Annotated in this window: 23 protein-coding genes; 18 read left to right on the plus strand and 5 right to left on the minus strand. The window is 63.5% G+C overall.

Going from position 1 to position 20,864, the window contains the following annotated elements:
- The first annotated feature begins 10 nt into the window (after window positions 1-10).
- The 6 genes from FY036_RS07580 to FY036_RS07605 are packed head-to-tail and all read left to right on the plus strand — an operon-like array spanning window position 11 to window position 6,363.
- Window positions 11-523 carry a (2Fe-2S)-binding protein gene (locus tag FY036_RS07580; RefSeq protein WP_148914112.1) on the plus strand — a complete coding sequence of 171 codons (513 nt, stop codon included), beginning with the start codon at window positions 11-13 and terminating at the stop codon, window positions 521-523.
- Window positions 520-2,940 (plus strand): aerobic carbon-monoxide dehydrogenase large subunit, encoded by a 2,421-nt coding sequence (locus FY036_RS07585; RefSeq protein WP_148914113.1) that lies wholly within the window; start codon window positions 520-522, stop codon window positions 2,938-2,940. The genes FY036_RS07580 and FY036_RS07585 overlap by 4 nt, the downstream gene beginning before the upstream one ends.
- A 9-nt stretch (window positions 2,941-2,949) precedes the next feature.
- Window positions 2,950-3,828: an AAA family ATPase gene (locus FY036_RS07590; protein ID WP_148914114.1), complete on the plus strand. Its 879-nt coding sequence runs from the start codon at window positions 2,950-2,952 to the stop codon at window positions 3,826-3,828.
- Window positions 3,828-5,036, plus strand: a complete 1,209-nt coding sequence (locus tag FY036_RS07595) for a vWA domain-containing protein (RefSeq protein WP_148914115.1) — start codon at window positions 3,828-3,830, stop codon at window positions 5,034-5,036. The genes FY036_RS07590 and FY036_RS07595 overlap by 1 nt, the downstream gene beginning before the upstream one ends.
- An 11-nt stretch (window positions 5,037-5,047) precedes the next feature.
- Window positions 5,048-5,896, plus strand: coding sequence for an XdhC family protein (locus FY036_RS07600; RefSeq protein WP_148914116.1), 849 nt, complete (start codon window positions 5,048-5,050; stop codon window positions 5,894-5,896).
- A 2-nt stretch (window positions 5,897-5,898) separates the two neighbouring features.
- Window positions 5,899-6,363, plus strand: a complete 465-nt coding sequence (locus FY036_RS07605; protein ID WP_148914117.1) for an SRPBCC family protein — start codon at window positions 5,899-5,901, stop codon at window positions 6,361-6,363.
- 85 nt (window positions 6,364-6,448) lie between these two features.
- On the opposite strand, the gene FY036_RS07610 is transcribed toward FY036_RS07605, so the two are convergent.
- Together FY036_RS07610 and FY036_RS07620 are read right to left on the minus strand one after the other, a co-directional pair.
- Entirely contained in the window at window positions 6,449-7,471 is a 1,023-nt protein-coding gene (locus FY036_RS07610) for a tyrosine-type recombinase/integrase (RefSeq protein ID WP_148914118.1), read from the minus strand.
- 497 nt (window positions 7,472-7,968) lie between these two features.
- Window positions 7,969-8,841 (minus strand): LysR family transcriptional regulator, encoded by an 873-nt coding sequence (locus FY036_RS07620; protein ID WP_148914119.1) that lies wholly within the window; start codon window positions 8,839-8,841, stop codon window positions 7,969-7,971.
- Between the two features lie 160 nt (window positions 8,842-9,001).
- Here FY036_RS07620 and FY036_RS07625 point away from each other — a divergent pair, with 160 nt between their 5' ends.
- Window positions 9,002-9,721: a hypothetical protein gene (locus FY036_RS07625; protein WP_108462684.1), complete on the plus strand. Its 720-nt coding sequence runs from the start codon at window positions 9,002-9,004 to the stop codon at window positions 9,719-9,721.
- A gap of 645 nt (window positions 9,722-10,366) precedes the next feature.
- Here the strand turns inward: FY036_RS07625 and FY036_RS07635 are convergent.
- The 3 genes from FY036_RS07635 to FY036_RS07645 all read right to left on the minus strand — a co-directional run bounded on the left by FY036_RS07635 (window position 10,367) and on the right by FY036_RS07645 (window position 12,185).
- A complete protein-coding gene (locus FY036_RS07635; protein WP_148914120.1) occupies window positions 10,367-11,014 on the minus strand; it encodes a transmembrane anchor protein in 648 nt (215 codons plus the stop codon).
- Window positions 11,015-11,030: 16 nt separating this feature from the next.
- A complete protein-coding gene (locus tag FY036_RS07640) occupies window positions 11,031-11,678 on the minus strand; it encodes a HupE/UreJ family protein (protein WP_148914238.1) in 648 nt (215 codons plus the stop codon).
- A gap of 141 nt (window positions 11,679-11,819) precedes the next feature.
- A complete protein-coding gene (locus FY036_RS07645; protein WP_148914121.1) occupies window positions 11,820-12,185 on the minus strand; it encodes a hypothetical protein in 366 nt (121 codons plus the stop codon).
- Between the two features lie 99 nt (window positions 12,186-12,284).
- Between FY036_RS07645 and FY036_RS07650 the strand changes: the two genes are divergently transcribed.
- The 11 genes from FY036_RS07650 (at window position 12,285) to FY036_RS07695 (ending at window position 20,845) form a co-directional block, all read left to right on the plus strand.
- Window positions 12,285-12,560 carry a metal-sensing transcriptional repressor gene (locus FY036_RS07650; RefSeq protein WP_148914122.1) on the plus strand — a complete coding sequence of 92 codons (276 nt, stop codon included), beginning with the start codon at window positions 12,285-12,287 and terminating at the stop codon, window positions 12,558-12,560.
- Window positions 12,560-13,879 carry an MFS transporter gene (locus FY036_RS07655; protein ID WP_148914239.1) on the plus strand — a complete coding sequence of 440 codons (1,320 nt, stop codon included), beginning with the start codon at window positions 12,560-12,562 and terminating at the stop codon, window positions 13,877-13,879. The genes FY036_RS07650 and FY036_RS07655 overlap by 1 nt, the downstream gene beginning before the upstream one ends.
- A gap of 29 nt (window positions 13,880-13,908) precedes the next feature.
- Entirely contained in the window at window positions 13,909-14,349 is a 441-nt protein-coding gene (locus tag FY036_RS07660) for a YqaA family protein (protein ID WP_148914240.1), read from the plus strand.
- A gap of 5 nt (window positions 14,350-14,354) precedes the next feature.
- Complete coding sequence (locus FY036_RS07665; RefSeq protein ID WP_201744721.1) at window positions 14,355-15,065, plus strand: HoxN/HupN/NixA family nickel/cobalt transporter; 711 nt, start codon at window positions 14,355-14,357, stop codon at window positions 15,063-15,065.
- 114 nt (window positions 15,066-15,179) lie between these two features.
- Window positions 15,180-16,004, plus strand: a complete 825-nt coding sequence (locus tag FY036_RS07670; RefSeq protein WP_148914123.1) for a chromate resistance protein ChrB domain-containing protein — start codon at window positions 15,180-15,182, stop codon at window positions 16,002-16,004.
- Entirely contained in the window at window positions 16,001-17,404 is a 1,404-nt protein-coding gene (gene chrA / locus FY036_RS07675) for a chromate efflux transporter (RefSeq protein ID WP_148914124.1), read from the plus strand. The genes FY036_RS07670 and chrA overlap by 4 nt, the downstream gene beginning before the upstream one ends.
- A gap of 441 nt (window positions 17,405-17,845) precedes the next feature.
- Window positions 17,846-18,184: a hypothetical protein gene (locus tag FY036_RS07680; protein ID WP_148914125.1), complete on the plus strand. Its 339-nt coding sequence runs from the start codon at window positions 17,846-17,848 to the stop codon at window positions 18,182-18,184.
- 86 nt (window positions 18,185-18,270) lie between these two features.
- Window positions 18,271-19,749: a multicopper oxidase family protein gene (locus FY036_RS07685; protein ID WP_148914126.1), complete on the plus strand. Its 1,479-nt coding sequence runs from the start codon at window positions 18,271-18,273 to the stop codon at window positions 19,747-19,749.
- A 30-nt stretch (window positions 19,750-19,779) separates the two neighbouring features.
- Window positions 19,780-20,220, plus strand: coding sequence for a DUF411 domain-containing protein (locus tag FY036_RS07690; protein WP_148914127.1), 441 nt, complete (start codon window positions 19,780-19,782; stop codon window positions 20,218-20,220).
- A gap of 35 nt (window positions 20,221-20,255) precedes the next feature.
- Window positions 20,256-20,393, plus strand: a complete 138-nt coding sequence (locus tag FY036_RS23895) for a hypothetical protein (protein ID WP_201744722.1) — start codon at window positions 20,256-20,258, stop codon at window positions 20,391-20,393.
- A complete protein-coding gene (locus FY036_RS07695) occupies window positions 20,390-20,845 on the plus strand; it encodes a c-type cytochrome (protein WP_148914128.1) in 456 nt (151 codons plus the stop codon). Before FY036_RS23895 ends, FY036_RS07695 begins: the two co-directional genes overlap by 4 nt.
- Window positions 20,846-20,864 lie beyond the last annotated feature (19 nt).

Genomic DNA, 20,864 nt, shown 5'->3' on the forward strand with positions numbered 1-20,864 from the left:
GGAAATCCAGATGGCAACCCAGGCAAAAAAGACCCAGGTGAGCATGACGGTGAACGGCGTAGAGGTCGACGGCCTTGTCGAGCCGCGCACCCTGCTCGTCCACTTCATCCGCGAGAATTTGCAGCTAACCGGCACCCATATCGGTTGCGAGACGACGCATTGCGGCGCCTGCACCGTCGACATCGACGGATTGTCAGTGAAGAGCTGCACGATGTTCGCCGTGCAGGCCGACGGCTCCGAGATCACCACGATCGAGGGCATCGCCAATGCCGACGGCACCCTGTCGGCGCTGCAGGAGGGCTTCCGGCAGATGCATGGGCTGCAATGCGGCTTCTGCACGCCAGGCATGATCACCCGCGCGCACCGGCTGCTGCAGGAGAACCCTGACCCGACCGAGGAGGAGATCCGCTTCGGTATCGCCGGCAATCTCTGCCGCTGCACCGGCTACCAGAACATTGTCAGGGCGATCCAGTACGCGGCCGCCAAGATCAACGGCACGGAATTCCAGGAGGCAGCGGAATGAACGACATGACTCCCACGCGGGAACAGCGCGAAGCAAAACTGGAAGGCATGGGCTGCAAGAGGAAGCGAGTCGAGGACATCCGCTTCACGCAAGGGCGGGGCCAATACGTCGATGATGTGAAGCTGCCCGGCATGCTGCACGGCGACTTCGTCCGCTCGCCCTACGCCCATGCGCGGGTGAAATCGATCAACACCGAGAAGGCGCTGAAGGTACCGGGCGTGCTGGCTGTCATCACGGCCGAGACCCTGAAGACCGTCAACCTCGCCTGGATGCCGACGCTGGCCGGCGACGTGCAGATGGTGCTGGCCGACGGCAAGGTGCTGTTCCAGAACCAGGAGGTCGCCTTCGTCGTCGCCACCGACCGCTATACGGCCGACGACGGCATCAACGCCGTCGAGGTGGAATACGAACAGCTGGAGCCGCAGATCGACCCGTTCACGGCGATGGATCCCGGCGCGCCGGTATTGCGCGAGGATCTGACCGGCAAGAACACCGGGGCGCACGGCCCGCGCAAACATCACAACCACATCTTCGAGTGGACGGTCGGCGATAAGGACTTGACCGACGCCGCCTTCCGTAAAGCGGACGTGACAATCAAGGAGATGATCTCCTACCACCGCACGCATCCGTCGCCGCTGGAGACCTGTCAGTCCCTCTGCTCCTTCGACAAGATCAAGGGTGAATTGACCATCTATGGCACGTTCCAGGCGCCACATGTCGTGCGCACCGTGGTGGCGCTAATCGCCAAGATCCCCGAGCACAAGATTCATGTCATCGCGCCCGACATCGGCGGTGGCTTTGGTAACAAGGTTGGGGTCTATCCAGGTTATGTTTGTTCGGCGGTGGCCTCGATCGTTACCGGCAAGCCTGTGAAATGGGTCGAGGACCGCATCGAGAACCTGACGTCGACGTCGTTCGCCCGCGACTATCACATGACGACCGAGATCGCCGCCACGAAGGAAGGCAAGGTCACCGGCCTGCGTGTGCATGTGCTGGCCGACCACGGCGCGTTCGACGCCTGCGCCGATCCGTCGAAATGGCCGGCCGGCTTCATGAACATCGTCACCGGCTCCTACGACTTTCCGGTCGCTCATCTGGCGGTCGACGGGGTCTACACCAACAAGGCGCCGGGCGGCGTCGCATACCGCTGCTCGTTCCGAGTGACGGAGGCCGCCTACTGCATCGAACGGGCGATGGACATCCTCGCCCAGAAGCTCGGCATGGACCCGGCCGAACTCAGGTTGAAGAACTTCATCAAGGCAGAGCAGTTCCCGTACCAGTCGGCACTCGGCTGGGAATATGATTCTGGCGACTACCACACCGCCATGAAGCAGATGATGGAGAAGGTCGACTATGCCGGGCTGAGGAAAGAGCAGGCCGAGAAGCGCGAGGCCTTCAGGCGCGGCGAGACGCGGGAGATCATGGGGCTCGGCGTCTCCTTCTTCACCGAGATCGTCGGCGCCGGGCCGTCGAAGAACTGCGACATTCTTGGCATCGCCATGTTCGACAGCTGCGAGATCAGGCTGCATCCGACCGGGTCCGGCGTCGCACGCGTCGGCACCAAGAGCCAGGGCCAGGGCCATGAGACGACCTGGGCACAGATCATCGCCACCGAGATAGGCATTCCGGCCGACGACATCACGGTGGAGGAAGGCAACACCGATACGGCTCCCTATGGTTTGGGAACTTACGGCTCGCGCTCGACGCCGGTTGCGGGTGCGGCCATCGCCATGGCCGCGCGCAAGATCAAGGCCAAGGCGCAGATGATCGCGGCCTACAAGCTCGAAGTTCACGAGGACGATCTCGAATGGGACATCGACGGTTTCCGCGTGAAGGGCCTGCCGGAAAAGGTCCTCGGCATGAAGGACATCTGCTGGATCGCCTACAACGCGCCGCCGCCCGGCATGGAGCCGGGACTGGAGGCGGTCAGCTACTACGACCCGCCCAACATGACCTATCCGTTCGGGGCCTATCTCTGCGTGATGGACATCGACGTCGACACGGGTGTCTACAAGGTCCGGCGCTTCTATGCGCTCGACGATTGCGGGACCCGCATCAACCCGATGATCATCGAGGGCCAGGTGCATGGCGGGTTGACGGAAGCCTTCGCGATCGCGATGGGGCAGGAAATCCGCTACGACGACACCGGCAATGTGATGTCCGGCTCGTTCATGGACTTCTTCATCCCGACTGCGGTGGAGACGCCGAAATGGGAGACCGACTTCACCGTCACGCCGTCGCCGCACCATCCGATCGGCGCCAAGGGCGTCGGCGAGAGCCCGAATGTCGGCGGCGTGCCCTGCTTCTCCAACGCCGTCAACGACGCCTTCTCCTTCCTCGGCTCGACGCACATCCAGATGCCGCACGATTACTGGCGCAACTGGCAGGCGGCCAAGGCGCTGGGCGTCGTAGGATAGGAACGATCGATGACCGCTCTTTCCCGTGACGAGATCGCCGCCCGCCTCGCCGATGCCGGCTACATCGCCGACCCGGATCTGGCGACTGCAATCTCGATCATGCAGTTGCTGAAGCGCCCGCTTCTGCTGGAAGGCGAAGCAGGCGTCGGCAAGACCGAGGTGGCCAAGGCGCTGGCCGCCGTCCACGGCACGGAGTTGATCCGCCTGCAATGCTATGAAGGGCTCGACCAGTCGGCCGCGCTCTATGAGTGGAACTACCAGCGCCAGCTTCTCGCCATCCAGGCGCATCAGGGCCGCGCGCCGGACGACATCGAAGAACGCATCTTCTCCGAAAAATACCTGCTGGAGCGGCCGCTGCTGGCTGCCATCCGGCGCAAGACGCCGCCGGTACTGCTGATCGACGAGGTCGACCGCGCCGACGAGGAGTTCGAGGCTTTTCTCCTGGAGCTGCTTTCCGACTGGCAGGTGTCGATCCCCGAGCTCGGCACCGTGGAGGCGAAGAGCATTCCCCATGTGGTGCTGACCTCGAACGGCACGCGCGAGCTTTCCGACGCGTTGCGGCGTCGCTGCCTCTACCACTATGTCGACTACCCCGACGTCGACCGCGAGGCGCGCATCGTCGCGTCGCGGATTCCCGGCGCGACCGCCTCGCTGTCGTTGCAGATCGCGCGGATGGTAGAGAAGATTCGCAAGGAGGATCTGCGCAAGGTGCCGGGCGTGGCGGAAACGCTCGACTGGGCGGCGGCTCTTGTCGGTCTCGACGTCGCCGATCTGCACGACCGGCCCGAGATCGTGCATGCGACGCTGATGTGTCTCCTGAAGACCCATGAAGACAAGATGCGCATGGCCCGCGAAGTCACCGACCGCCTGCTGGGAAAGGTCGCCTGATGAGCTGCTGCGGCACGCCTCCCCCTCTCGATGAGCTGAACGAGGTCTCCCGTCTCGTTTCCACCAAGCTTGCCGCGTTCCTGAAGACCTTGCGCGACAACGCGTTCGCGGTAGGTCTCCGTGAAGGGCAGGACGCCACCACGTTGATGGCGTCCGGCTACGCGCAAAAGCCGGGACTGCTGCGCTCCGCATTCAAGCACCTCTTCTCGACCCAAAAGTCCGACTGGGAAAAGTTTGACGGTCTGTTCGATGCGTTCTGGCTGGGCAAACATGTCCGCTCGCGCTCGGCGGCCGCCGGTTCTGCCAAGGCGGGCGCAGACCCGAACGTCGCCGAGCTTCAAGGCAAGGCGGCCAACTCGAACGGACGTCCTGTGCTCGACCAGCTTCCCTCAGGCGGCGGGGTGGACGAGAGCGAACGATCCGGAGAGGGCCGCGCGGAAGGCGCTTCCCGCACTGAAAACCTCGCGGAAACGGACTTCCGAAAAATCGCCGACCGCGCACAGATGGAGGAAGCCCACGCCATCGCGGCCAGGCTGGCGAAGACGATGCGCACGCGATTGACCCGTCGCGATCTGGCCCGGCGCCGGGGATACCGCCTCGATCTGCGCCGCACGATTCATAGCAATATCAGCAATGGCGGCGTGCCGATCGCGCTGGTGCATCGGCAGCGAAAGGAAAAGCCGCTTCGCCTCGTCATGCTGCTCGACGCGTCCGGCTCGATGAACATGTATACGGGCGTCTTCCTGCGCTTCATCCACGGCGTGCTCGACGAATTCCGCGAGGCTGAGGCGTTCCTGTTCCACACGCGTCTCGTCCATGTCTCCGACGCGATGAAGGAACGCGACGCGCAGCGCGCGCTCGACCGGCTGTCGATGATGGCGCAGGGCGCCGGCGGCGGCACGAAGATCGGCGAGAGCCTCGCCACTTTCAACCGCTGGCATGCGGCGCGCGTCATCCATTCGCGCACCTGCGTGATGATCGTCTCGGACGGCTACGAGACCGGTGACGCGGCCCTTCTTGGCCGCGAGATGGAGCAGCTCGGCCGCCGCTGCCGCCGCATCGTCTGGCTCAACCCGATGATGGGCTGGGATGGCTACGCGCCGGAGGCCGCCGGCATCAAGGCGGCAATGCCTCATGTCGACCTGTTCGCGCCGGCGCATACGCTGAAAAGCCTGGCGGCGCTCGAACCCTATCTGGCGAAACTGTGACGGAGGCGACCATGAACGCCCATGTCGATGTTCTTGACCTCGTCTCCCGCCTGAAGGCGGCGGAGGAGCCATTTGCGCTGGCGACGGTGGTGCGTACCGTCTCGGTCACGGCGGCAAAAGCGGGCGCCAAGGCCATCATCTGGCCGGATGGCAGGATCGAGGCCGGCTGGATCGGCGGCGGGTGTGCGCGCGGCGCCACGCTGAAGGCCGCTCGCGAGGCGCTGGCCGACGGTCAGTCGCGACTGATCTCGATCCAGCCGGAGGATCTTCTCGCAGAGCTTGGCGTCAAGCCAGGCGACGATCGCGACGGCGTGAAGTTCGCAAAGAACATGTGCCCGAGCCAGGGAACCATGGACATTTTCGTCGAGCCGGTGCTGCCGCGCCCGGCCCTGCTGGTGCTAGGAGCCAGCCCCGTCGCGCTTGCGCTCGCCGAGCAAGCGAAGCCGCTCGGCTTTCACGTCACGCTTGCGGCGCCGCTTGGCGACTTGTTGGCCGCCCCGGAGGTCGATCGGCTGATCGACGGCTTCGCGTTCGACGTACCGCAGACCGTACACCGCTTTGTCGTCATCTCCACACAAGGCAAGGGCGATGAAGCGGCGTTGAAAGCGGCCCTCGCGTTCGAGGCCGACTATCGCGGCTTCGTCGGCAGCCGCCGCAAGATGGCTTCGTTGCGCGAAAAGCTCCTCGGCGAGGGGATCGCCGGAACGGTGGTCGATAGCGTGAAGGCGCCGGCCGGGCTCGATCTCGGCGCGATTACGCCAGAGGAAATCGCACTCTCGATCCTCGCGGAAATCACGCTTGCCCGTCGCCATGGGCAACGTGCCCAAGGAACAGAATCACTCACCAGAAACGGGAACTAATCATGGACATGACAGGCACGGAGCGCATCGAAGCTCCGATCGGAACAGTCTGGCTCGCACTGAACGACGCGGAAATCCTGCGCCAGGCCATACCGGGATGCGAGACCCTCGACAAGAGTTCCGACACCGAGATGGCCGCCACGGTGGTGCTGAGGATCGGCCCGATCAAGGCCCGCTTCGAGGGGGCGGTGGAACTGACCAATCTCAATCCGCCGCATTCCTATACGATCCAGGGCGAGGGCAAGGGCGGGATTGCCGGCTTCGCCAAGGGCGGTGCCGACGTCTCGCTGGCCGAAGACGGGCCGGACGCGACCATCCTGTCCTATACGGTCAAAGCCGACGTTGGCGGCAAGATCGCCCAGCTTGGCGGCCGGCTGATCGATTCGACCGCGCGCAAGCTCGCGACGCAATTCTTCAACAATTTCGGCGAGAAATTGCGCTCTCCAGCCCTGGCGCCGGAAAGCTGAAGGTTTCCGCCGAACCGACACCCGTCGCCACCCAGGCAACTCGGTTTGGAGAAAGTTCCATCATGGAAAACGCCCAACTGATCAATCAGCACCGCGATCCGTTGTCGATCGCGGAAAGCTGGATGAAGGAAGGGCGGCACGTCGCCCTTGCCACCGTTGTCGAAACGTGGGGCGTCACGAACAGCGTGCGCGTGGTCGTTGACGTTCGCTCCTGCTGCAAATAGCCGATGATGGCTTCGCCGACGTCGGGCGGGATTGGCAACCGATCATGACGCTGGCCTTTTCCACGGACCAGCAACTCGCCGGCCCGCCAGTCCACGTCATCAAGCTGCATCGCGATGACCTCCGGTGCGCGCAAGCCGAGGCGGGCCATCAGCATCAGCATTGCGTAGTCGCGGGCGCCGCGCCGCGGATTGACCCGTACCGAGGCCAGAACTGCCTCCACCTCATCGGGAGACAGATGACGCGGAAGCCTGGCGCCCCAGGGCTTATGCGTCCTAGGCACGCTGAGCGACAGGTTGGTCGTCGTCAGGCCCTGTGCGAACAGATACTGGAAGAAGCTGCGCAGATGCGTGGCCGGCGTCTTGTCGCGGAACGGGTGCTTGCGCGCGAGCAGGTGCTCCATGAACGCCACGACATCCCGGATGTTCATCGCCGGAAGATCGAGCATATTGTCACCAAAGCGATGATCGAGGAAGCGATCCGCGAACCGCAGCACATGATAAATCGTTCGCGGGCTGAGGCCGCGCTGCTGCAGAAGATAGGTTTCAAAATTGCTCAGCAACTCTGCACGTTCGGCCTGCGCAGGTGTCAACGGTGGCCGTGTCGCCACCCCGATCTCAATCAGATGCGCGACAAACAGCCTGGCAAGATTGGGAACCTTGATCTGGCTTTTTGGTGTGACCGGCAACCGTCGCCCTAGTTCGACGGCAAGTTCTGGCGTCAACGCCGAGGGTGCAATGCCCTCGGTTTCGAGCAATCGCCCGAAGCGGCGAAGCAGGTATCGGTAATTCGCCAGGGTATCGGGTTTGTAGTTCTTTGCAGAAAGACTGTCCTCGAACGACGCGAAGTAGGGATCAAGGGAGGTAGTCTGATCTGATATTTCCATTTCTTGCGCTCCATGTTGTTGGAGCGACAACCTTCACGACAAAGACATATCTTTCGACCATATTTTGCGACAGCTTCCGACCCCATTGTCGCCGTTCGGAGCGCCGCGTTCGGCGCCCGAAACCTGCCGTTCATTCACTTCCACCCGACGGCAAAGTCGGGGCCGTCTGCTGAAGAGGTCATCAGGGAAATCAAGCGGCTCTTCAAGATTGAAAAGAACCCACCCACTGTTACCCGCGCCGAAGGTCGCCTCACGCGGCGCGGTGGCTTCTTGAAGAGTACGGCCTCGTCACCGACGACTATCACCGCACACAATGGGTGTGGTTCGCTGTGACCTTCACCGCAATCTGGCGCAATTTCTCCAGCGCTAAGTGGCGGATTGCGGGCGAGATCTCGAAGAAAAGTAGAACGGACGTTCGAGCGTGATGCCGCGAAAGTCTGGTCTGAGCCCAAAGTGACGAATGCTGCACGATGGGCGAATGTCGATTACCGACCTCACTACGCCAGCGTGCGCGTCATCTCACGGATCAGATCATTTGTCTCTGGTCTCGTCGTTTGGTGCCGATATCGAAGGGCCAAAACAGTTCTTGATATTTCAAGGCCATCGATGGGTTTCGACACCAGGCCCATGTCCGAAGGAATAGCGGTGGCTGGCAGGATCACCGCACCTGACCCTTGCCGAGCAAGTTCAACTAACCAATCCACGCGATTTGACCGATAGGCCGCGTAGAGTTCGTGACCATGATCCGCGCAGGCCCCATGCAAAACATCCCGCATTTCGCAATTTAGGCGGTCAAGCATGTCAGTTTTAGCAAGAGCCGAAAGAGAGATCGCATTTAGTTCAGACAACGGATGCGACTTTGACACCACGACCTTGTAGTCCTCTTCATAGAGATGGTCTATACGATAGAGGTCTTCACTGACCTTCTCTGCGGTGACTACAACGTCAAATTCACCATCTCGTAACCCGGCAAGAAGCTCGGAGGTTGACGCAACGATCAATTCGATTTCGGCTCGCGGCAATCGCGTACGAGTACGCTCCATAGCTGCCGAAATCCTGTTGTGGCCAATCGTTTCGCCGACACCGACAGAGATTGGAACCCGCTCCAAGCGCATATGACGGACCGCCTCTGCCTTAGCCTGTCGCGTCTCATCGTGAACCTTCTGCAACCTTGGCTGCATGAGTTTACCGAGGGACGTAGGCCTGCATCCCGCACGGTCCCTGACAAACAGGTCACCTCCAAGCTCGTCTTCAAGTTTCTTGATCGCAGTCGTCAAGGAAGGTTGGGAGACATTGGAGGCACTGGCTGCGTGGGTGAAGTTTCGGTGCTCGCAGACGGCAAGAAAATACCTGATCTGGTTCATTTCCATCGCCACATTCTCCGTCACATCTCATTTCAGGCCATCAAAACAAGTTCGATAGTCCACGTCTATCAAAGAATAGAATTTCGGAATTGGAGCCCGGCGCACCCAGCATGGGACAAGAGTGCATCGAAACCAAACACGATGCACTTCAAATCAGGAGACGACCATGAAAGCGCAAATCCTTCAGACATTCGCCGCACTGGCTCTGTTCACAACTTCTGCAACTGCACAGGACAACGCAATGGAAAATCATACTGCCAGCTACATCGCCATGCCCGCCGCCGAAGGCCAGACCGGAGCCTTCGCGGAGTTTCTGGCAGGTGCCGCACCTATCGTGCGGGAAACAGAGACGGGAACTGTACTTTGGTTTGCTCTGCAAGCCGACGATATGCTCGCAATCTTTGACATCTTCGCAGATGAAGAAGCACGCGACGCTCACTTCTCAGGAGCGGTTGCTGCGGCTTTGAAGCAAAACGCCGACGCGCTGGTCGACGGAGGATGGGACGACGGTGTTGTCGCGAATATCAACAACTCCGATGTCCTGTCGGTAAAGGCGCCGGTTGATCTCTACACGGCAACGACCGCAACTTACATCAAGCTCGAAGCTGCTCCAGGTAAAGGCCCCGAATTGGCAGCCTTGCTGACCGCCGCCGGCCCCATCGTCGCAGAAACTGAACCCAAGACATTGTTCTGGGCGGCGCTGCAGATTGACGGGAACAACTTCGCCATCTTCGACATCTTTGCCGACAACTCTGGCCGCGAAGCGCACTTTGCCGGACAAGTCGCCGGACTCCTGAATGAAAAGGCTTCAGAATTGATCTCAGGTGGATGGGACGACGGTGTGGTGGCAAACGTCCACAATTTCGAAATCCTCGCTACCAAGTAATCTCGAGGTGACTTGAGAAAGAAGTGCCCGGTGCAATCCATCGGGCGCTTTGCTGTTTGAATTTAGATTCACGCCAAAGCGGCCGTGCCGGAACTGGCAAGCGAAGCTCGCACTCGCCTCCGGCTTGGAAAGGGCGGCTATCGGCGGGAACATGTCCGCGCCTTCGCCCAACACGCCGAGATCGCGGACGACGCGATCTACATCGAGGGCAGCAAAAAACACCCTATTGAGGACGCCGGTAGCCACCAAAGGAGGAAAGTCGGCGGGAATCGGCGTTCCCGGTTTTTACCAAAGTGGCGGGCCGTGCGGGAACCTGATGGGCACGACTTTTACTCTATAGCCCTCCCGATCGGCCTTTGAGATCGGTTGCGAACCTGATGAAACGCAAGGAAGTTTCACCTGCCATGCGGCAATCGGCGGTTTCGGCAGCGAACGCGCGGCGAGCACATAGCCAACAACAGCATAGGGGTAGTGAATGGCTATGCCTTCCGCTTTGCGCCCTCCTTGCCGTCGTTCAATGGCAATCTCGCTGATCCCAGAAGCTGCCGTTGATCCGCATGGCCTCATCGGATGGACGACGAAGAACGCACCCGGCGGGCCAGACCCGCCGGGACGTATGGGACGGTCGGCTATCGCCATCGCCGCCTACATCATCCGCTTGATTTCGGAATAGGCGCCGCTGGTCTTCAGCGTGACGGTGACGGGCGCGTCGGTGCGGTTGCGCCAGAACCAGCCGTGGTTGCCGTCGAAGGCGGCTTCGAGGACACCCTCGTCCTCTGCGACGCCGCGTCCCTTCTCGTAGGAGATGTTCTCGCCACCGCCGTCACCGTGGGTGTCGAAGTTCACCACGGCGCCGTTTGCGGTCCAGGCGTAGTTGGCCTGTGCGCCTTTGACCATCACGAGCTTGATCTCGGCTCCTTCTCCCGATGCCAGCGTGACCGACATCTCGTCGGAACGCATTTCCTGCGCCTGCGCACTGCCGACGAGGAATTCAGCGAAGATGCGGTCGAGAAGACTCGAACCTTGCTGAAGGGCGGCTGGTGCTGCCGGCACCGCGTTCTGCTGGTCGCGGATGCGGTCGGCTTCCGCTTCCTCGGCGAGTTGCGTCTTGATCTCGCCCATTTCGGTCAAGCCGAGCGCACCGCCGACTCCGATCGGGTCGATGCCATATTCCGAGGGCAGCACGATGGCGACGAGGATGGCGATGGCTGCAACGATTGCGATGATCGTTGACTTGAGGAGCTGCGCCGAGGTCGGCAGTTCGGCGCGGGTGGGAGTGTCAGAATTGTACATGGGAAGTTCTCCTTTTTCAGGCGACGAAATAGCCGGTGAGCTGATATCCGATCAGCACGAACCCGGCGGTCATCATGAGGACGTTGGCGGTGTAGGCGTGTTTCCAGAAGCTGGCCGTGCGGCGCCAGTACCCCATCGCGATGAGGATCATGGCGAGCGCGACGAGCTGGCCGAGTTCGACGCCGACATTGAAGGCGAGCAGGTTGGGCAGCAGCCCGTCCTGCGCGATGTCGTATTCCAGGATCTTGGTCGCGAGACCGAGGCCGTGGAAGAAGCCGAAGATCAGCGTCGCCAGCTTGGTGTTCGGTTGGAAGCCGAACCAGCGCTGAAAGGCGCCGAGGTTGTCGAGCGCCTTGTAGACGACCGACAGACCGATGATCGCGTCGATCAGGTAGGCGCTGACGTTCCAGCCATAATAAACGCCGAGGATCATCGTCGTCGAATGGCCGATCGCGAACAGGCTGACATAGATCGCGATGTGCTGCAGGCGATAGAGAAAGAAGACCACGCCAAGCAGGAAGAGAAGGTGGTCGTATCCGGTGACCATGTGCTTGGCCCCCAGATACATGAAGGGGATGAGGTGGACCCCCGTGATCTCCTGGATGTAGCCCTTGTCCCCCTCGGCGACGGCGTGAGCCGCGGCGAGGCCGGTGGACAGAAGCATGGCCAGGACGACCGACAGGATGGCCACCGGGAGGGCTATCGGCGCGCGCGTGGCGAACCGTCCGCCCCCAGACGGAAGAAGTGTCATGGTGTCGTTCCGTGATTGCAGTGAAGGATGACAGCCGAAGCCGGAATCAGTCCGTCACGCCGTTCGGGGCGGTCGATCGCCCGGCGGAGTGGGCCGCGAAGCGACGCGGTCGTCCGGCGTTCCCGGACCCTGGTCGCGGGGCGAGCCGAAGCGGAAGCCGATCAGCACGGCGGCGGTCGGCGTATCGTGGCTGTGGTCGCCGACGTGGTAGCGGTCGTGGTCATGGCCCGAGGTCGCGGATGGTTCGTCCTCGTCTTCGTGAGAATGGCCGTGATGGTCGTGCGAATGGCTGACATGGTCGCTCGCGACCGATGCGACCTGTGACATGCCGGATGGATCGGTGACAGGCGCGCGGAACCCCAGCACCGCCAGCGCGAGCAGGCAGATCAGCAGGGTCCTGGCGGTCGCGATTCGATCCATCATCATCCCGAGCGGTATAAACGCACGGTTAAGGCGAGGTAAAGGCAGGGGAGCAGTACAGGTTTGACACTATCCCGAGGGGGAGGATAGGACGATCCCATGTCCGATCACCGTCACGCTTCCCATCCTGCGATCGTCAAGCGGCTCAAGCGCGCCGAAGGCCACCTGCGCAGCGTCGTCGCCATGATCGAGGGGGGCAAGCCATGCCTCGACATCGCCCAGCAGCTTCATGCGGTGGAGAAGGCGGTGGCGCAGGCCAAACGGACCCTGATCCACGACCATCTGGACCACTGCCTGGATGAGACGGTCGGCCCTCTGTCGCTTGAACAGCGCGGCTCGGTCGACGAGTTCAGGGAAATCGCGAAGTATCTGTGATGCTGGCCGTCCTCGCCAACCGCACCTACCGCCATCTGTTCGCTGCTCAGGTGATCGCTCTGCTCGGCACCGGGCTCCTGACCGTGGCGCTGGGGCTGCTTGCCTTCGAACTCGCTGGCGAGAGCGCAGGAGCGGTGCTGGGCACTGCCCTTGCCATCAAGATGATCGCCTATGTCGGCGTCGCGCCGATAGCATCGGCCTTCGCCGAGCGCATGCCGCGCCGGGCGATGCTGGTAGCGCTCGACCTGGTACGCGCGGGGGTGGCGCTGTTCCTGCCCTTCGTCACAGAGGTCTGGCAGATCTACGTCCTGATCTTCGTGCTGCAGGCCGCATCCGCGGCGTTCACGCCGACCTTCCAGGCGACGATCCCGGACGTGCTGCCGGACGAGAAGGACTACACCCGCGCGCTATCGCTCTCGCGGCTTGCCTACGACCTCGAAAGCCTCGTCAGCCCGATGCTGGCGGCCGCACTCCTGACCGTCATCTCCTACCATAATCTGTTCGCCGGGACGGTCGTCGGCTTCCTCGTTTCGGCTGCGCTGGTGGTCTCGGTCGTGCTGCCGAGTCCGAAACCGTCGGTCCCGCGCGGCATCTACGACCGCACGACCCGGGGCATACGCATCTACCTCGCCACACCGCGCCTGCGCGGGCTGCTGGCGATCAACATGGCGGTTGCAGCGGCTGGCGCGCTGGTGATCGTGAATACGGTCGTCTACGTGCAGGCAGCCTTTGGGCTTGACCAGAGCGACACGGCGCTGGCGCTCGCAGTCTTCGGCGGCGGCTCGATGCTCGTGGCGCTGGTCCTTCCGCGGCTTCTCGACAGCATCCCGGACAGGACAGCGATGCTGGCGGGCGCATCGGTGCTAGCTGTAGCTACACTGATCGCGGCGGCGATCCCATCCTATGGCTGGCTGCTGCCGCTCTGGTTCATCATCGGCGCAGGCTATTCGATGGCGCAGACGCCGTCGGGACGGCTGCTGCGGAGATCGTCGCACGCCGAAGACCGCCCGGCGCTGTTCGCCGCCCAGTTCGCGCTGTCGCATGCCTGCTGGCTGATCACCTATCCGCTCGCGGGCTGGGCGGGCGCGGCCTTCGGGCTTTCGGCGAATTCGGTGACGCTGGCCGTGATCGCGGGAAGTGCCGTGGCGGCAGCCGCATGGCTCTGGCCCGCCGGCGATCCGGAAATCGTCGAGCATTCGCATGAAGGCCTGCCCGCCGGCCATCCGCACTGGAACGAGGGCATCGCCGACGGCCGCAACAGGCACGCCCACGCCTATGTCATCGACGACCTGCATTCCGCATGGCCGCATGCGCGGTGAGATCGGCGGACGTGTCCGACGCTGTCGCGATGGATGACCTAGCCATTCTGGGCGGCCTGTTCGCCATCGCCTTCGTCGCGGCAACGATCCTTCCGGCACAGTCGGAGGCGGCGCTGGTCGGCCTGCTGGTGGCCGGCACGCAATCGCCTGTCTTGCTTGTCGCCGTTGCCAGCCTCGGCAACATCGTCGGCGCGGTCGTCAACTGGGCGCTCGGACGCGGCGTCGAGCGCTTCCGCGACCGAAAGTGGTTCCCGGTCAGCGCGGCGTCTCTCGATCGCGCGACCGGGTGGTATCGGCGCTGGGGCCGCTGGAGCCTGCTGCTGTCCTGGGCGCCGATCGGCGGCGACGCACTGACGGTCGCCGCAGGAGTCCTGCGCGAGCCGCTGTGGAGCTTCGTCGTGCTGGTCACCATCGCAAAGACGGCGCGATATGTGGTGCTCGCCGCCGCCACGCTGGGCGTGTTCGCATGATGGGCCTGTTCCAGGACCTCGTCGCCATCCAGCGCGAGATCTATCTCGCCTTCGCCGACCGCATCGGCGACTTTGCGGAAACAGGCGACTGGACGCTGCTCGCCGCCTATCTGCCGATGGGAATCCTGTTCGGCGCGGTGCATGCGCTCACGCCGGGCCACAGCAAGGCGGTGCTGGCAACGTACCTGACGGGCTCGACCGCCAGCGTGCCGCGCGGGCTGTCCGTGTCGCTCATCCTCTCCTTCGTCCATGTTGGCATGTCCGTGCTGATCGCACTTCTCTCGCTGCCGCTTGTCTCTGTGGCGCTCGGCAGCGTCGGCCGCGCGCCGCTGCTGGAAGATATCAGCCGTGGGCTGCTCGGCGTGATCGGCCTGTGGATGCTCTGGCAAGGATTCCGTGGAACCGGACACGCTCATGGCCAGGGCTTGGCTGCAGGATTCGCAGCCGGGCTGATTCCGTGCCCGCTGACGCTGTTCGTCATGACCTTCGCCATTTCGCGCGGCGTGCCCGAGGCGGGCGTGGCATTCGCAGCGGTGATGATGATCGGGGTCGCGCTGGTGCTCGGCACGGTTGCGCTGGCAGCCGTCCTGTTCCGCCAGCAGCTTCTGCGACTGCTCGCGACGCGGCCCCGCGCCGTCGACGCGGTCACGCGCTCGATCCAGATCGTTGCCGGACTGGTACTTGTCGTCGTCGCAGTGAACGCGACACGCGGCTAGCGCGCTTGACAGGTCTCCTGTCCGGCGCGACAAGGGTTTCATGGGGACCGCGGTCTCCCCACGAGGCTCCGGCCCAAGAATCGCGTCCAGCAACCCGGCAACGGAGGACGCGCCATGCCATCTCCCACCACCATATCCGTCGACAAGCTCTCCCGCCTGTTCGGGACCCCCGGATGTCCATCTCTGATCGACGTCCGGACAGACGAGGACTTTGCCGCCGATCCCCAGCTGGTTCCCGGATCGATACGGAGGCCGCACGCATCGGTCGCTGACTGGAGCGGCAGCCTGGATGCTTCGTCCGCGATCGTCATCTGCCAGAAGGGCAAGAAGCTCAGCGAGGGCGTCGCCGCATGGCTGCGCCACGGCGGCATCGCAGCCGAGGCGCTCGAAGGCGGCTTCGAGGCCTGGGCGGCGGCAGGGCTTCCGACCGTTCCCGCCGAGCGCATCCCGACTCGCGACAAGGACTGCCGCTCCATATGGGTGACGCGGGCGCGGCCGAAGATCGACCGCATCGCCTGTCCCTGGCTGATCCGCCGCTTCGTCGATCCCGGCGCTGTCTTCCTGTTCGTCGCGCCGCAGGAAGTGGAGGCGGTCGCGGATCGCTTTGGCGCAACACCATTCGACGTCGAGAACGTATTCTGGAGCCATCGCGGCGAGCTCTGCACATTCGACGTGATGGTCGAAGAGTTCGTCCTCGCAACCGAGCCGCTGCTGCGGCTGGCCCGAATCGTGCGGGCAGCGGACACGGCCCGCCTCGACCTGGAACCGGAGGCCGCCGGCCTGCTCGCCGCCTCGCTTGGCCTGTCGCGCATGTTCTCCGACGATCTCGCCCAGCTCGATGCCGGCATGACGCTCTACGACGCGTTCTATCGCTGGGTGCGCGACGCCACTGGCGAGGCGCATAACTGGCCGACGGCAAAGGCCGGAGGCAGATCATGAGCACGGCCGCCGAGACCGCGACTGCTGCGCCTGGCTCCGCCGGCGGCGATCACAACATCCCCCTCGGCGAGGCGGTGCGCGTCTGGGCGCGCGTGGCCGCGCTCTCCTTCGGCGGCCCCGCGGGCCAGATCGCCGTCATGCACCGCATCCTGGTCGAGGAGAAGCGCTGGATCGGCGAGAACCGGTTCCTGCATGCGCTCAACTACTGCATGCTGTTGCCCGGTCCCGAGGCCCAGCAACTCGCCGTCTATATCGGCTGGCTGCTCCACAAGACGAAGGGCGGGCTCGTCGCCGGCACGCTGTTCATCCTGCCGGGCTTCCTGTCGATCCTGGCGCTGAGCTACGTCTATGTGCTCCTCGGTAACGTGCCGATCGTCGAAGGCCTGTTCTTCGGCCTCAAGGCCGCCGTGCTGGCGATCGTTCTGCATGCCATCCAGCGCATCGGCAAGCGCGCGCTGAAGAACAATGTCATGCTGGCCATCGCCGCCGCTTCCTTCGTCGCGATCTTCTTTCTCGGCGCTCCGTTTCCGGCGATCGTGCTCGCCGCGGGCGTGCTTGGCTACCTCGGAGGACGCGCCGGGCTTTCCGCCTTCAAGGTTGGCGGCGGCCACGGCGGGAGCTCTGGTCCCACACTGCCCGATGCGGATTCGGCACTCGGTGAAGGCGTTCCGGCGCATGCGAGACCTAACGTCGGCTGGTCGCTGCGCATCTCGGCGATCTTCCTGGCTTTGTGGGTGGTCCCTCTCGTCGCGCTGGTGGTCGCGCTTGGCTGGGACAACGTGTTCAGCCGAATCGCCCTGTTCTTCAGCCAGATGGCCGTCGTCACCTTCGGTGGCGCCTATGCGGTGCTCGCTTATGTCGCGCAGCAGGCGGTCGAGACCTATGGCTGGCTCCAACCCGGCGAGATGCTCGACGGGCTCGGAATGGCCGAGACAACACCCGGGCCACTCATCATGGTGGTTCAGTTCGTAGGCTTCCTCGGCGCATACCGCGATGCCGGCGGGCTCAACCCGTTGCTGGCCGCGACACTCGGTGCGGTGCTCACCACCTGGGTGACCTTCGTGCCCTGCTTCCTGTGGATCTTCCTCGGCGCGCCCTTCATCGAGCGCCTGCGCAGCAACGCGGCGCTCTCAGGCGCGCTGTCGGCAATCACGGCGGCCGTCGTCGGTGTGATCCTCAACCTTGCGATCTGGTTCGCGCTGCACGTTCTGTTCGACACCGTCATAGAAACCCGCGTCCTCGGCCTGACCCTCGACGTGCCGGTCCTCTCCAGCGCCAACTGGGCCGCGATCACCCTGACGGCGGCGGCCATGCTGGCGATATTCAGGTTCGGCGTGTCGATGGGTTGGGTGCTGGCCGCCTGCGCGCTGTCGGGAATTGTCTACCGACTGATCTATTAAAGGGCCCAGCGGTTCCGCCACGCGGGTTGGGAATGTCAGCTTAGGAGCCCGTGCGATTCCAAACCTGCCAGTCCGCTTCCGGCCCCAATCCGGTTATGCCCAAGTAGAAGCGAAGCGGGCTATGGAGCGTTATCGGCGGTTATGCCGACAGTGCTATCCTACTTGGTCGGGGGTGCGAGAACCACGCCTCGCAGTCCATTGGCCTCGTAAGGAGCTATCTCATTGATAAATAAATAGATAGTCGTTCAGTTCGTGCGGCAATCGGCGGTGTTTGGCGGAGGGGACGGGACTGCCATCCAACCTTCTCTGGCGCGGATTTACTCCGAATTGCACAGGCTCCGCAACCCTGGCTCGTGCGTAGATCCGGCGATGGTCCTCACCGGACTTGCCCGCGCCATTCCCAATCTCGACTTGTTGCCCTAACAGGAATAGCTTGACCGTATGAGCAAGTTCGTTCGCATACTCGCGTTCGTCTGTCTCGCAGCCTTCGCTGCGGGCACGGCAGCGAATGCGGCGGCTTCCACCGAAATGTCACTGATGATGTCCATGTCGAGCATGGACGATGGAGGCATGGCGGACTGTCAGGACTGTCCCGGCGATGACTCTCAGGCGTCGGAATGCGACCAGTTCTGCGTGACAAGCTTGGCCGCGATCTGCACGCCTGCGGGGACCGATCTGCCGAATGTCACCGATGTCGTGGTGATCGGCACCCCGACACCGACCAGCGACCTTTCGGGTCCCCCCGATCTCCATCCTCCCCGAACTATACGCTTGGGCTGAACGGCCGCGGCGATATCGCTCGCAGCCGACCCGTCGACGCGCCTGGCTACGCCGCGCGTCCCCTCAGGCTGTTCCAGGATTGATCCATGTCCTATCCACGTCTGCCGGCGCTGACGCGTCGGACCTTTCTCGCATCGGCAGCCGCCCTTTCGGCCGGTGCGATGCTTCCACCGCAATCGAACGCCCGTGCCGCAGGCTTGCGGGAGTTCCGACTTCGCGCCGGCCCGGGCCGCGCCCAGATCGCGCCCGAGCCGTACGGCGATACAGCGGTCTGGTGCTACGGCGGCAGGCTGCCCGGCCCGGAAATCCGTGTCCGCCAGGGAGAACGCCTGCGGATCGCGGTCGAGAACGCGCTCGATGAAGAGACGACCGTGCACTGGCACGGCGTTCGCGTGCCGAACGCCATGGACGGCGTGCCACTCCTGACGCAGGCTCCTATCGCGCCCGGCGGGACCTTCACCTACGAGTTCGATGCGGTCGACGCAGGCACCTTCTGGTATCACCCGCATCATCGCAGTTTCGAGCAGGTCGGCCGTGGCCTCTACGGGCCGCTGATCATCGAGGAAGCCGATCCGGTCAAGGTCGACAGAGATGTAACCTGGGTGCTGTCGGACTGGCGGCTGACCGAATCCGCCGAAATGCGGGATGACTTCGGCAACCGCCACGACATGATGCACAACGGGAGGGTCGGCAACACGGTGACGATCAACGGCCGCGTGCCGGATGCCTTCCCGGTGTGGAAAGGGGAGCGCATCCGCCTCCGCTTGATCAACGCCGCCAACGCCCGCATCTTCGGCCTTGATTTCGGAAGCCACGGACCCGTCGTGATCGCGCTGGACGGGCAGCCCGTCGAGCCGCATGCGCCGCAGGACGGGCTCGTCGTGCTCGGACCCGCCATGCGCGCGGACATCATCCTCGACATGACGGCGGACGCCGGAAGCCGGGTATCGGTGACCGATCGCTTCTACAAGGACCTCGAATATCGCCTGGTCGATCTCGCCTATGACGATCGGCCGCTTCGGGAGACCGCCCCCGACTGGCCTGTCGCCCTTCCGCCCAACCCGCTGCCAGAGCCGGATCTCGTATCGGCCGCCCGCCACGAGGTCACCTTCAACGGCGGCATGATGGGCGCCATGGTCATGCAGGAGATGGGCGGCAGCATGGGCGAGGGTTCGTCAGGCGCGATGGGCGGGATGATGGGCAACATGGGCGCGATGATGGACATGATGCATTCCGGCGGCATCTGGTTCATCAACGGCGTCGCGGCGGAAGGCCATGTCATGGACCCGATGCTGACGCTGGCGCGGGACAAGAGCCATGTCATCGCGATGACCAACGCGACGGCCTGGCATCACCCGATGCACCTGCACGGCCATTCGTTCCGGGTGATTTCCCGGAACGGCGAGCCGACGCGCTACCGCGAATGGCAGGACACGGTTCTGATGTCGCCGCGCGAGCGCATCGAGATCGCCTTCGTCGCCGACAACCCCGGCGACTGGATGCTCCACTGCCACATCCTCGAACACCAGGCCGCCGGGATGATGGGCGTTTTCCGCGTCGCCTGACCTCAATTCTCGCCGAAAGGAGAACCGAAAATGCGAACCATTCTTAACACCCTCGTCCTCGCTTGCTTCGTCTGGGGCGCTGTCCCGGCGCTTGCGGGCGACAAGGACGTCACCCTCTACAAGAACCCGCAATGCGGGTGCTGCGAGGGCTATGCCGACTACTTGCGGGAGAACGGCTTCACCGTCACGACGAAGCCCACGCACGACCTTGCCGAGATGAGCCGTCAGGCAGGCATTCCGGACGAGTTCCAGGGCTGCCATCTCTCGTTCATCGACGGTTACGTCGTCAGCGGCCACGTCCCCATAGGCACGGTCGAGAAGCTGCTGACGGAGCGGCCCGACATCAAGGGCGTGACGCTGCCCGGCATGCCGATGGGCTCGCCCGGTATGAGCGGCGCGAAGGAGGCGCCCTTCGAGATGCTGGAGATCACGGAATCCGGCGCCATCGGCGGGGTCTACGCGCGCGAATAGGACAGCGGACACCCGGAACCGGAAAGGAGCCGACGATGATGGACGGCGGAATGATGGATGGAACGGGCGGCATGATGCTGGGCATGGGACTGGGTTGGCTCCTGCTCGTCATCGTGCTCGTCCTCGCGGCCGCGGCGCTCGTGAAGTACCTCTTCTTCAGCGGTCGGAAATGAGAAGCACTCCGATCTTGGTAACCGTCGCCGTGCTTGCGGGAGCGGCTGTGGTGGCGTGGAGCTGGCCATTCGGAGCAGGTTCGGGTGAGGCCGCGGTGATTGCGCAGGGGCGGCAGTTCTATGCCGAACACTGCGCGGCCTGCCATGGCGCCAACTTGGAAGGCCAACCGGAGTGGAAGAGGCCACTTCCTTCGGGTCGCATGCCCGCTCCGCCGCACGACGCCTCAGGGCACACTTGGCACCATCCCGATGGCGTCCTCTTCCGAATCACCAAGGAGGGTCCGGCAGCCGTGGTTGGAAACGGGTACGAGAGCGACATGCCGGGATTCGGGAACATAATGAGCGACGAGGAGATCCACGCCATCCTGGCCTTCATCAAAAGCACATGGCCGGAACGGGAGCGCGCATATCAGGCGGAGATGAGCCGACGCGAGAGGGACAAGACGCATTGAAAGGCGCCCCTATCGACGT

The sequence above is a fragment of the Neoaquamicrobium microcysteis genome (assembly GCF_008180155.1).
Classification (GTDB): Bacteria; Pseudomonadota; Alphaproteobacteria; order Rhizobiales; family Rhizobiaceae; genus Aerobium; species Aerobium microcysteis.

Bases quoted from the DNA above. Each gene is read 5' to 3' on its own strand.
- FY036_RS07685 (WP_148914126.1), top strand. From the start codon at position 18,271: ATGTCCTATCCACGTCTGCCGGCGCTGACGCGTCGGACCTTTCTCGCA.
- FY036_RS07625 (WP_108462684.1), top strand. From the start codon at position 9,002: ATGAAAGCGCAAATCCTTCAGACATTCGCCGCACTGGCTCTGTTCACA.
- FY036_RS07595 (WP_148914115.1), top strand. From the start codon at position 3,828: ATGAGCTGCTGCGGCACGCCTCCCCCTCTCGATGAGCTGAACGAGGTC.
- FY036_RS07635 (WP_148914120.1), bottom strand. From the start codon at position 11,014: ATGTACAATTCTGACACTCCCACCCGCGCCGAACTGCCGACCTCGGCG.
- FY036_RS07580 (WP_148914112.1), top strand. From the start codon at position 11: ATGGCAACCCAGGCAAAAAAGACCCAGGTGAGCATGACGGTGAACGGC.
- FY036_RS07695 (WP_148914128.1), top strand. From the start codon at position 20,390: ATGAGAAGCACTCCGATCTTGGTAACCGTCGCCGTGCTTGCGGGAGCG.
- FY036_RS07670 (WP_148914123.1), top strand. From the start codon at position 15,180: ATGCCATCTCCCACCACCATATCCGTCGACAAGCTCTCCCGCCTGTTC.
- FY036_RS07590 (WP_148914114.1), top strand. From the start codon at position 2,950: ATGACCGCTCTTTCCCGTGACGAGATCGCCGCCCGCCTCGCCGATGCC.
- FY036_RS07655 (WP_148914239.1), top strand. From the start codon at position 12,560: ATGCTGGCCGTCCTCGCCAACCGCACCTACCGCCATCTGTTCGCTGCT.
- FY036_RS07680 (WP_148914125.1), top strand. From the start codon at position 17,846: ATGAGCAAGTTCGTTCGCATACTCGCGTTCGTCTGTCTCGCAGCCTTC.
- FY036_RS07620 (WP_148914119.1), bottom strand. From the start codon at position 8,841: ATGGAAATGAACCAGATCAGGTATTTTCTTGCCGTCTGCGAGCACCGA.
- FY036_RS07645 (WP_148914121.1), bottom strand. From the start codon at position 12,185: ATGGATCGAATCGCGACCGCCAGGACCCTGCTGATCTGCCTGCTCGCG.
- FY036_RS07605 (WP_148914117.1), top strand. From the start codon at position 5,899: ATGGACATGACAGGCACGGAGCGCATCGAAGCTCCGATCGGAACAGTC.
- FY036_RS07660 (WP_148914240.1), top strand. From the start codon at position 13,909: ATGGATGACCTAGCCATTCTGGGCGGCCTGTTCGCCATCGCCTTCGTC.
- FY036_RS07650 (WP_148914122.1), top strand. From the start codon at position 12,285: ATGTCCGATCACCGTCACGCTTCCCATCCTGCGATCGTCAAGCGGCTC.
- FY036_RS07610 (WP_148914118.1), bottom strand. From the start codon at position 7,471: ATGGAAATATCAGATCAGACTACCTCCCTTGATCCCTACTTCGCGTCG.
- FY036_RS07600 (WP_148914116.1), top strand. From the start codon at position 5,048: ATGAACGCCCATGTCGATGTTCTTGACCTCGTCTCCCGCCTGAAGGCG.
- FY036_RS07640 (WP_148914238.1), bottom strand. From the start codon at position 11,678: ATGCTTCTGTCCACCGGCCTCGCCGCGGCTCACGCCGTCGCCGAGGGG.
- FY036_RS07690 (WP_148914127.1), top strand. From the start codon at position 19,780: ATGCGAACCATTCTTAACACCCTCGTCCTCGCTTGCTTCGTCTGGGGC.
- chrA (WP_148914124.1), top strand. From the start codon at position 16,001: ATGAGCACGGCCGCCGAGACCGCGACTGCTGCGCCTGGCTCCGCCGGC.
- FY036_RS07585 (WP_148914113.1), top strand. From the start codon at position 520: ATGAACGACATGACTCCCACGCGGGAACAGCGCGAAGCAAAACTGGAA.
- FY036_RS23895 (WP_201744722.1), top strand. From the start codon at position 20,256: ATGATGGACGGCGGAATGATGGATGGAACGGGCGGCATGATGCTGGGC.